We start from the raw sequence: 10,135 nt of genomic DNA, 5'->3' as shown, positions 1-10,135 counted from the left end.
AATTTCCTCGGCGCTTTCCAGGTTTCCGCTCTCGCGTTTGCCTTTCCGGCGAACCCGACTTTATCAGAGATTCTGAGCCGGAATTTCCACCCCGCTGGGGACTGTCCCGGACACGCGATCGCGTCGGGTTCCCCTGCAGGCGGAGCAGCAAACGTACTGGAGCGATGCGCCTCGATGCAAATCGAGGCGCATCGCTCTTGGTTCACCCGGGCGAGGACTTGACGGAGCGTCAGACCTCAACGACCACGGGCAGGATCATCGGCCTGCGCCGATACTGGTCCGAGACCCACTTGCCCAGGGTCCGCCGGACCAGTTGCTGCAGCTGGTGCGGTTCGACAATCCCGTCCTGGGCCGACCGCTCGAGTGCCTCGGTGATCTTCGGAATCACCTCGTCGAAGGCCGAGTCGTCGATACCCGAGCCGCGCGCCTGGACGTAGGGACCACCCGTGATCTTGCCCGTCGACGCATCCACGACCACGAAGACCGAGATGATGCCCTCGTCGCCGAGAATCTTCCGGTCCTTGAGCGCCGGCTCGCCGACGTCGCCGACCGAAAGGCCGTCGACGTACACGTATCCCGCCTGGACCTTGCCGGAGATCCTCGCCTTGCCCTCGACCAGGTCGACGGCGATGCCGTCCTCGGCGATGACGATCCGGTCGTGCGGCACACCCGTGAGCGCGCCCAGTTCGGCGTTCGCCCGAAGGTGGCGCCACTCGCCATGGACCGGCATCAGGTTCCTGGGGCGGCAGATGTTGTAGAAGTACAGCAGCTCGCCCGCGGACGCGTGGCCGGAGACGTGCACCTTGGCATTGCCCTTGTGCACCACGTTGGCGCCCCAGCGGGTCAGGCCGTTGATCACGCGGTACACCGCGTTCTCGTTGCCGGGGATGAGCGACGAGGCAAGGATCACCGTGTCACCCTCGATGATGCGGATCTGGTGGTCCCGGTTGGCCATGCGCGACAGGGCCGCCATCGGCTCGCCCTGCGAGCCCGTGCACACCAGCACCACCTCTTCGTCCGGCAGATCGTCCAGCGTCTTCACGTCGACGACCAGGCCCGGCGGAACCTTCAGGTAGCCCAGGTCCCTCGCGATGCCCATGTTGCGGACCATGGAGCGGCCCACGAAGGCGACCCGGCGGCCGTACTCGTGCGCCGCGTCCAGAATCTGCTGGATGCGGTGGACGTGGCTGGCGAAGCTCGCCACGATGATCCGCTTGCGGGCACTCGCGAAGACCTGGCGCAGCACGTTGGAGATGTCTCGCTCGTGCGGGGTGAATCCCGGGACCTCGGCGTTGGTGGAGTCGGCGAGGAGGAGGTCGATGCCTTCCTCGCTCAGTCGTGCGAACGCGTGGAGGTCGGTCAGACGGTTGTCCAGCGGCAGCTGGTCCATCTTGAAGTCGCCCGTGTGGACCGCCATTCCTGCGGGGGTGCGGATGGCGACCGCGAGCGCGTCCGGGATGGAGTGGCTGACCGCGACAAACTCGCAGTCGAAGGGGCCGACCCGCTCGCGTTGGCCCTCGGCGACCTCGAGCGTGTACGGACGGATGCGGTGCTCCTGGAGCTTGGCCTCGATGAGGGCGAGCGTCAGCTTGGAGCCGATCAGCGGGATGTCGGGCTTCTCGCGCAGCAGGAACGGGACGCCGCCGATGTGGTCCTCGTGGCCGTGTGTGAGGACGATGCCCTCGACTTGGTCGAGACGGTCCCTGATGGACGAGAAGTCCGGCAGGATCAGGTCGATTCCGGGCTGCTCCTCCTCCGGGAAGAGCACTCCGCAGTCGACGATCAGCAGGCGGCCGCCGTATTCGAAGACCGTCATGTTTCGGCCGATCTCGCCGAGGCCGCCGAGCGGGGTGACCCGCAGGCCGCCTTCGGGGAGCGGCGGGGGCGGGCCGAGTTCAGGATGCGGATGACTCAAAAGACTCTCCTGACCATGCGCGCCACGTACCGGTGGGGCACGTGGCGCGCATGACGTTCGTGCAAAAGCAATTGTCGGTATGGGGTGCAGGCACCTGTGTCCTGCCTATTCAGTTGTGAAGTCTTTGTCAGAGCTCTACCCCGCCGGCAGCAAGATCGATCTTGAGCTGGGCGGTCTCCTCCGACGAGAGCTCGACCATGGGCGGGCGCAGCGGGCCGGCGGGCAGGCCCCGGAGAGCGAGCGCGGCCTTGGTCGTCATGACGCCCTGGGTGCGGAACATGCCCGTGAAGACCGGCAGCAGCTTCTGGTGGATCTCCAGTGCCTTCTGGACGTCGCCGCCCACGTAGGCCTCGGCCATGGCCCGCAGCTCCGGAGTGACGACGTGGCCGACCACCGAGACGAAGCCGACCGCGCCCACGGAGAGCAGGGGCAGGTTGAGCATGTCGTCGCCCGAGTACCAGGCGAGGCCGGACTGGGCGATGGCCCAGCTGGCGCGGCCGAGGTCGCCCTTGGCGTCCTTGTTGGCCACGATCCGCGGATGCTCGGCCAGCCGGACGAGGGTCTCGGTGTTGATCGGGACACCGCTGCGGCCCGGGATGTCGTAGAGCATGACGGGCAGGTCGGTGGCGTCGGCGATGGCCTTGAAGTGCCGGTACAGGCCCTCCTGCGGGGGCTTGTTGTAGTACGGCGTGACGGTCAGGAGACCATGTGCGCCGACCTGCTGCGCCGCGCGCGCCAACTCGATGCTGTGGTGGGTGTCGTTCGTGCCGACACCGGCGACGACGTGGGCGCGGTTGCCGACCGCCTCCAGAACGGCTCGTACGAGGTCCGATTTCTCCGCATCGCTGGTGGTGGGCGACTCACCGGTGGTGCCGTTGATGATCAGGCCGTCGTTGCCTGCGTCCACCAGGTGGGTGGCGAGCCGCTGGGCGCCGTCGAGGTCGAGCGCGCCGTCCGCCGTGAAGGGCGTGACCATGGCGGTGAGGATCCGCCCGAAGGGGATCTGCGGAGTGGAGGTCGGAGCCATGGGTAACACGCTACTCGCTGCCTCGGGCGGGGTCTGCCCTAGGGGGTCCGGAAAAGTCCTGACAAAAGTGGAGCCCGGCACTGCCTGCTCGGGGGTTCAAGCAGTGCCGGGTCCGTTTGATCAGGCTAGATGAACTTCTCGAAATGCCGCAATACGGACACTTCACTCGGCTGACCGCACATCTGTGCCCGACCGGGAAACAGGTGCGTGTTACGGCGCCACGCGCCCGTTGGCGTTGAAGGCGGCGTGCGTGAGCGGCATGAGCCTGGCCCACTGCGTCTCCATCTTCTCGCCGACCATCTCGATCTCCCGCTGCGGGAAGGACGGCACCTTGGCCAGTTCGTGCTGGGTGCGCAGGCCGAGGAAGTGCATCAGCGAGCGGGCATTGCAGGTGGCGTACATCGAGGAGAAAAGTCCGACCGGGAGGACCGAGCGGGCGACCTCGCGCGCGACCCCCGCGGCCAGCATCTCCTGATAGGCCTCGTACGCGTGCACGTACGTCTCCTCCATGACACGGCCGACCAGCTCCTGCTGCGCCGGGGTGCCCTCCACGAACCGGTACTTCCCGGGACGGCCTTCCTGGACCAGCTTGCGGGACTCGTCGGGGACGTAGAACACCGGCTGGAGCTCGCGGTAGCGCCCGCTCTCCTCGTTGTACGACCAGCCCACGCGGTGCCGCATGAACTCGCGGAAGACGAAGATCGGGGCGCTGATGAAGAAGGTCATCGAGTTGTGCTCGAAGGGGCTGCCGTGCCGGTCCCGCATCAGATAGTTGATCAGGCCCTTGGAACGCTCCGGGTCCTTCTTCAGCTCGTCCAGGGACTGCTCGCCGGCAGTGGAGACTCGGGCGGCCCACAGCACGTCGGAGTCGGCCGCGCTGTGCTTGACCAGCTCGACGGTGACGTCGCTGCGGAAGCTGGGCTTGAGGTCCTCGGCTGGGGTGTCGGTCACGGTGTGGAAGGTCCTTCCCATCGCAGGCTCGGGCGGCGCCCACTCTACGGCCCGGCACCGACAACGGGACCTTCGGTACCGGGCCGCGACATTCGGCTGCGAACTTCAGCGAAAACGGCGAAACAGGGCACCTTTCGCGCCGTTCGCTCGTCAGTGTCGGTGACGGCGATCCGTTCGCGTCACCCGGAGTTTACCCACCCTGACCCCAGGTCCTCACGAGCCCGAAGAGGAGAAGCGCCCCCATGTTCCGTCGGCGCGAGTCCGTGCCCTTCGCCTTCCTCGCCGAAGCCGACTCCTTCCGCAGCAACGTCGCTCCCCCGCCCCGCCGGCGCGCCAGCCGTGCGCAGCTGGCCGGGCGCTGGCTGATGGGGTTCACCATCGTCGCGGGGGTCGTGGGCGCCCTGGTGATAGGCACGCCTTCCCTGGAGCAGCAGTCACCCGCGCGCGACCAGCACTCCGAGGCGTCCGACGGGCGCTGACATTTCCGGTCGCCCGACTGGCGCAGGCACCGTCCCGGGAACCCCGAGGGTGGTGGGCGAGGACAGGGCTCGATAGCCTCACCGGGCACAGCCCCATGGACCGAGTGAGGATCAGCCGTGCCCCTGCCCTTTCTGACGGCCGACCGTGCCTACGACCAGGCGGCGGACGATCTTCCGCTGCCGTACGACGACCATGACCGCTGGCGGCGCCCCTACCGTCCCGGTCCGTGGCGGGTGGGCGGGGCCGCCCTCCTGCTGTTGCTCGCTTCGTACGTGCTCTTTGCAGGCGTCATCATCGGGCTCGCCGGTACGCCGTCGAGCGCCGGCACGGCCCTCGTGATCGGGCTGGTCATCATCGTCGGTGCCCTGCGCCTGCTGCGGGTCGGCGCCTGGGTGAGCGCGCGCGGAGTGCGCCGGGTGGGCTTCTTCAGCACGCGCACGCTGCGCTGGGAGCAGACCGCCTCGGTACGGACGGTGCAGCAGCCAGTGCGCTGGCTCGGGCTGCCGCGAACGGTGCAGGGACAGGCGCTGATCCTCGTGTCCAAGGGCCGTAGGCCCGAGGACCTGCCGCCGCTGCTGACGACACACGGCGCCGACTTCCTGGCGCGCCCGCAGGCGTTCGACCGGGCGGCGGACACGGTGGAGGCCTGGGCCGCCGAGTACCACCGGGGCTGACACGAGACGCCGAAAGGGGCCGGCCCGCGTGGGCCGGCCCCTTCGTCGTACGGGCGCCGTCGGCCTCGGGAGGACCTCCTGGGGCGTCCCAGAACGTCGTACGGATCAGGTCCCGACCGTCTTGCCCTCGTGCAGGGCGATCGCCCGCTGCATCGCCTTGCGGGCGCGGGGTGTGTCACGGGCGTCGTGGTAGGCGACCGCCAACCGGAACCAGCTGCGCCAGTCGTCCGGGGTCGCCTCCGTCTCCGCCTTGCGCTCGGCGAACACCTCATCGGCCGAGTCACGGTCGATCCGCCCGCTCGGAGTGCGCCTCAGCTCGTCGACCGGCAGGCCGCCCTCGGCGTCCAGCTCGGCGGCGAGCCGGTTGGCCATGCGGACGAACTGCGTGTTCTTCCACAGGAACCAGACACCGATGACCGGCAGGATCAGCACCGCGATGCCGAAGGTGACGGTGACCGGGGTGCCGTTCTGGATCAGGAGCACACCTCGGCTGCCGACCAGGACGAAGTAGACGACCAGGACAGCGGCCGTCACGGTATAGGTGATCTTCGCGCGCATGGGCGGCTGCTTCTACTTCAGGTCGAGGAAGTGCTCCAGGCCGAAGGTCAGGCCCGGGGCGGTGACGACGCGGCGGACGCCGAGCAGGATGCCCGGCATGAAGCTGCTGTGGTGCAGCGAGTCATGGCGGATGGTGAGGGTCTCGCCCTCGCCGCCGAGCAGCACCTCCTGATGGGCGAGCAGTCCGCGCAGGCGGACCGCGTGCACCGGGACGCCCTCGACGTCGGCTCCGCGGGCGCCGTCCAGGGCCGTCACCGTGGCGTCGGGCTGCGGGGCGCTGCCCGCCTTCTCCCGCGCGGCGGCGATGAGCTGGGCGGTGCGCGTGGCGGTGCCGCTCGGGGCGTCCACCTTGTTCGGGTGGTGCAGCTCGACGACCTCGACGGACTCGAAGTACGGGGCCGCCAGCTCGGCGAACTTCATGGTCAGTACGGCGCCGATGGAGAAGTTCGGGGCGATGAGGACGCCCGTCTCCGGGGACTGGGCCAGCCAGCCCTTCAGCTGCGCGAGGCGCTCGTCGGTCCAGCCGGTGGTGCCGACCACGGCGTGGATGCCGTGCCGTACGCAGAAGTCGAGGTTGCCCATCACCGAGGCCGGGGTGGTCAGCTCCACCGCGACCTGGGCGTCGGCGTCCACGAGGGTCTCCAGCTTGTCGCCGCTGCCGAGAGCGGCGACCAGTTCCATGTCCTCGGCGGCTTCGACGGCCCGTACCGCCTCCGAACCGATCCGGCCCTTGGCGCCGAGGACCGCCACGCGCAGCTTGCTCATTCCTGATTCCTTGGTCGAACGTGTCGAAGACGGTCGGATGTGTCGAGAACCTACGCGACCGCATCGTGCAGACGCGACGCCTGCTTGTCCCTGAGCGGGCCGATGACCGACAGCGAGGGCCGCTGCCCCAGGATGTCCCGGGCCACCGCCCGGACGTCGTCCGGGGTGACGGCGGCTATCCGGGCCAGCATGTCGTCGACGGACATCTGGTCGCCCCAGCACAGCTCGCTCTTGCCGATACGGTTCATCAGCGCGCCCGTGTCCTCGAGTCCGAGGACCGTGGAACCCCGTAGCTGGCCGATGGCGCGGTCGATCTCGTCGTCGGACAGCCCGTGCTCGGCGACATGGTCCAGCTCGTCGCGGCAGATCTTGAGCACGTCGTGCACCTGGCTCGGACGGCAGCCCGCGTACACGCCGAAGAGGCCGCAGTCGGCGAAGCCCGAGGTGTACGAGTACACGCTGTACGCGAGGCCCCGCTTCTCGCGGACCTCCTGGAACAGGCGCGACGACATGCCGCCGCCCAGAGCGGTGTTCAGGACGCCGAGGGCCCAGCGGCGGTCGTCGGTACGGGCCAGGCCGGGCATGCCGAGGACGACGTGCGCCTGTTCGGTCGTGCGGCCCAGCAGCTCGACGCGGCCGGCTGTGCGCAGGGCGCGGCGCCCGTCGCGCGGGGCGAGGGGCATGGCGTCCGTGCCCGTGAGGGCGCCGGCCTTCTCGAAGGCGGCACGCACCTGACGGACGACCTTGTTGTGGTCGATGTTGCCGGCGCACGCGACCACCAGGTGGGTGGGGTCGTAGTGCTTCTTGTAGAAGCGGCGGATGCGGTCGGAGGTGAGGGCGTTGACGGTGTCGACCGTACCGAGGACCGGGCGGCCGAGCGCGTTGTCACCGAACATCGTGTGCGCGAACAGGTCGTGCACACAGTCGCCCGGGTCGTCCTCCGTCATCGCGATCTCCTCGAGGATCGCGCCCCGCTCGATGTTGACGTCCTCTTCGAGGATCAGCGAGCCGGTGAGCATGTCGCACACGACGTCGATGGCGAGCGGCAGGTCGGTGTCGAGCACGCGCGCGTAGTAGCACGTGTACTCCTTCGCCGTGAACGCGTTCATCTCGCCGCCGACCGCGTCGATCGCCGAGGAGATGTCGAGGGCACTCCTGCGCTGCGTGCCCTTGAAGAGCAGGTGTTCCAGGTAGTGCGTGGCGCCGTTCAGGGACGGCGTCTCGTCGCGCGAACCGACGTGCGCCCAGATGCCGAAGGTGGCGGAGCGCACGGAGGGCAGCGTCTCGGTGACGATGCGCAGACCACCCGGGAGAGTGGTCTTACGGACGGTACCGATGCCGTTCACGCCCTTGATCAGGGTTTGGGTACGGGCAACGGCCCGCGCCTCCGAGGAGGTGCGGGCCGTCACCTTGAAGCCACGCGACGTCACTTGTCGGTGTCGTCCTTCGCCTCGGAGCCGCTGTCGGATGCCGCGTCCTCGCCCTCGATCACCGGGATGAGCGAGAGCTTGCCGCGGGAGTCGATCTCGGCGATCTCGACCTGGACCTTCTGGCCCACGCCGACCACGTCCTCGACGTTCTCCACGCGCTTGCCGCCGGCGAGCTTGCGGATCTGCGAGATGTGGAGCAGGCCGTCCTTGCCCGGGAGCAGCGAGACGAACGCACCGAAGGTGGTCGTCTTCACGACCGTGCCCAGGTAGCGCTCGCCGACCTCCGGCATGGTCGGGTTGGCGATGCCGTTGATCGTGGCGCGGGCGGCCTCGGCGGACGGGCCGTCGGCGGCACCGATGTAGATCGTGCCGTCGTCCTCGATCGTGATCTCGGCGCCGGTGTCCTCCTGGATCTGGTTGATCATCTTGCCCTTGGGGCCGATGACCTCACCGATCTTGTCGACCGGGATCTTGACGGTGATGATCCGCGGAGCGTGCGGGGACATCTCGTCGGGCCGGTCGATGGCCTCCATCATCACGTCGAGGATGTGGAGACGGGCGTCACGGGCCTGCTTCAGAGCCGCGGCCAGGACGGAGGCCGGGATGCCGTCCAGCTTGGTGTCGAGCTGGAGGGCGGTCACGAACTCCTTGGTGCCGGCGACCTTGAAGTCCATGTCGCCGAAGGCGTCCTCGGCACCGAGGATGTCGGTCAGCGTCACGTAGTGCGTCTCACCGTCGATCTCCTGGGAGATCAGGCCCATGGCGATACCGGCGACCGGGGCCTTCAGGGGCACACCGGCGTTCAGCAGCGACATGGTGGAGGCGCAGACCGAGCCCATGGACGTCGAGCCGTTGGAACCGAGGGCCTCGGAGACCTGACGGATCGCGTAGGGGAACTCCTCACGCGCGGGCAGGACCGGGACCAGGGCGCGCTCGGCGAGGGCTCCGTGGCCGATCTCGCGGCGCTTCGGGGAGCCGACGCGGCCGGTCTCACCGGTGGAGTACGGCGGGAAGTTGTAGTTGTGCATGTAGCGCTTGCGGGTCACCGGCGAGAGGGTGTCCAGCTGCTGCTCCATACGCAGCATGTTGAGGGTGGTGACGCCCAGGATCTGGGTCTCGCCACGCTCGAACAGGGCCGAACCGTGCACCCGCGGAATGGCCTCGACCTCGGCGGCGAGGGTGCGGATGTCCGTCACGCCACGGCCGTCGATGCGCTTCTTCTCCTTGATGACGCGCTCACGGACCAGGGTCTTGGTCAGCGAACGGTACGCGGCGGAGACCTCCTTCTCGCGGCCTTCGAACTCCGGCAGGAGCTTTTCGGCGGCGAGCTGCTTGACGCGGTCCAGCTCGGACTCGCGCTCCTGCTTCCCGGCGATGGTGAGCGCCTGGGCCAGCTCGGGGCGGACGGCGGCGGTCAGCGCCTCCAGGACGTCGTCCTCGTAGTCCAGGAAGATCGGGAACTCGGCGGTCGGCTTGGCGGCCTTGGCGGCGAGGTCCGACTGCGCCTTGCACAGCACCTTGATGAAGGGCTTCGCGGCCTCCAGACCGGAGGCGACGACCTCTTCGGTCGGCGCCTCGGCGCCACCCTTGACCAGCTGGATGGTCTGATCGGTGGCCTCGGCCTCGACCATCATGATCGCGACGTCGCCGTCCTCCAGGACGCGGCCGGCGACCACCATGTCGAAGACGGCGTCCTCGAGCTCGGTGTGCGTCGGGAAGGCGACCCACTGGCCGTTGATCAGGGCGACGCGGACGCCGCCGATCGGGCCGGAGAAGGGCAGGCCGGCCAGCTGCGTGGACGCGGACGCGGCGTTGATCGCCACGACGTCGTACAGGTGGTCGGGGTTGAGTGCCATGATCGTGGCGACGACCTGGATCTCGTTGCGCAAGCCCTTCTTGAAGGAGGGGCGCAGCGGGCGGTCGATCAGCCGGCAGGTGAGAATGGCGTCCTCGGACGGACGGCCCTCACGGCGGAAGAAGGAACCGGGGATCTTCCCGGCCGCGTACATCCGCTCCTCGACGTCCACCGTCAGTGGGAAGAAGTCGAGTTGGTCCTTGGGGTTCTTGGACGCGGTGGTGGCCGACAGCACCATGGTGTCGTCGTCCAGGTACGCGACGGCGGAACCGGCGGCCTGCTTGGCCAGGCGGCCCGTCTCGAAGCGGATCGTACGGGTGCCGAAGGAGCCGTTGTCGATGACGGCCTCGGCGTAGTGGGTCTCGTTCTCCACTAGCGTTTTCTCCTCGTCTTCGTCCCTGGCTGCCCGTGTGGCAGGGGGACGGTGGTGGAGAAGCGCTCCGTCCGGTGCGGGCCGGTCTTCGATCGAAGCACCCGGGA

General features: G+C 68.6%; 9 protein-coding genes. 2 read left to right on the top strand and 7 right to left on the bottom strand.

The annotated features are described in order from the left end of the window. Positions 1 to 229: 229 nt before the first annotated feature. From VXC91_RS38510 to thyX, 3 genes are all read right to left on the bottom strand, one after another. The gene (locus VXC91_RS38510) at positions 230 to 1,915 is read right to left on the bottom strand and encodes a ribonuclease J (RefSeq protein WP_329512004.1); all 1,686 of its coding nucleotides are present in this window, start codon (positions 1,913 to 1,915) and stop codon (positions 230 to 232) included. 127 nt (positions 1,916 to 2,042) lie between these two features. Beyond that, positions 2,043 to 2,942: a 4-hydroxy-tetrahydrodipicolinate synthase gene (dapA, locus tag VXC91_RS38505; RefSeq protein ID WP_329512003.1), complete on the bottom strand. Its 900-nt coding sequence runs from the start codon at positions 2,940 to 2,942 to the stop codon at positions 2,043 to 2,045. Between the two features lie 210 nt (positions 2,943 to 3,152). Next, positions 3,153 to 3,893 (bottom strand): FAD-dependent thymidylate synthase, encoded by a 741-nt coding sequence (gene thyX / locus VXC91_RS38500; protein WP_329512002.1) that lies wholly within the window; start codon positions 3,891 to 3,893, stop codon positions 3,153 to 3,155. Between the two features lie 242 nt (positions 3,894 to 4,135). On the opposite strand from thyX, the gene VXC91_RS38495 reads away from it, so the two are divergent. Further along, positions 4,136 to 4,372, top strand: coding sequence for a hypothetical protein (locus tag VXC91_RS38495; RefSeq protein WP_329512001.1), 237 nt, complete (start codon positions 4,136 to 4,138; stop codon positions 4,370 to 4,372). Between the two features lie 117 nt (positions 4,373 to 4,489). Next, complete coding sequence (locus tag VXC91_RS38490) at positions 4,490 to 5,047, top strand: hypothetical protein (RefSeq protein ID WP_329512000.1); 558 nt, start codon at positions 4,490 to 4,492, stop codon at positions 5,045 to 5,047. 105 nt (positions 5,048 to 5,152) lie between these two features. Here the strand turns inward: VXC91_RS38490 and VXC91_RS38485 are convergent, their stop codons facing one another. From VXC91_RS38485 to VXC91_RS38470, 4 genes are read right to left on the bottom strand one after another with little or no spacing between them, the layout of a single operon-like run. Further along, the gene (locus tag VXC91_RS38485; protein ID WP_329511999.1) at positions 5,153 to 5,605 is read right to left on the bottom strand and encodes a tetratricopeptide repeat protein; all 453 of its coding nucleotides are present in this window, start codon (positions 5,603 to 5,605) and stop codon (positions 5,153 to 5,155) included. Positions 5,606 to 5,617: 12 nt separating this feature from the next. Next, positions 5,618 to 6,370, bottom strand: coding sequence for a 4-hydroxy-tetrahydrodipicolinate reductase (dapB, locus tag VXC91_RS38480; protein WP_329511998.1), 753 nt, complete (start codon positions 6,368 to 6,370; stop codon positions 5,618 to 5,620). A 50-nt stretch (positions 6,371 to 6,420) separates the two neighbouring features. Continuing rightward, positions 6,421 to 7,800, bottom strand: coding sequence for a M16 family metallopeptidase (locus tag VXC91_RS38475; protein ID WP_329511997.1), 1,380 nt, complete (start codon positions 7,798 to 7,800; stop codon positions 6,421 to 6,423). Beyond that, the gene (locus VXC91_RS38470; protein WP_329511996.1) at positions 7,797 to 10,028 is read right to left on the bottom strand and encodes a polyribonucleotide nucleotidyltransferase; all 2,232 of its coding nucleotides are present in this window, start codon (positions 10,026 to 10,028) and stop codon (positions 7,797 to 7,799) included. The genes VXC91_RS38475 and VXC91_RS38470 overlap by 4 nt, the downstream gene beginning before the upstream one ends. Between the last annotated feature and the right edge of the window lie 107 nt (positions 10,029 to 10,135).

This window comes from Streptomyces chiangmaiensis (assembly GCF_036281785.1).
Classification (GTDB): domain Bacteria; phylum Actinomycetota; class Actinomycetes; order Streptomycetales; family Streptomycetaceae; genus Streptomyces; species Streptomyces chiangmaiensis.
Note: the sequence above shows the minus strand (reverse complement) of the source record. Positions and strands in the feature narration are given on the sequence as shown.

Excerpts from the sequence above, each read along its gene's own strand:
- VXC91_RS38495 (WP_329512001.1), top strand. The coding sequence starts at position 4,136 with ATGTTCCGTCGGCGCGAGTCCGTGCCCTTCGCCTTCCTCGCCGAAGCC.
- dapA (WP_329512003.1), bottom strand. The coding sequence starts at position 2,942 with ATGGCTCCGACCTCCACTCCGCAGATCCCCTTCGGGCGGATCCTCACC.
- dapB (WP_329511998.1), bottom strand. The coding sequence starts at position 6,370 with ATGAGCAAGCTGCGCGTGGCGGTCCTCGGCGCCAAGGGCCGGATCGGT.
- VXC91_RS38485 (WP_329511999.1), bottom strand. The coding sequence starts at position 5,605 with ATGCGCGCGAAGATCACCTATACCGTGACGGCCGCTGTCCTGGTCGTC.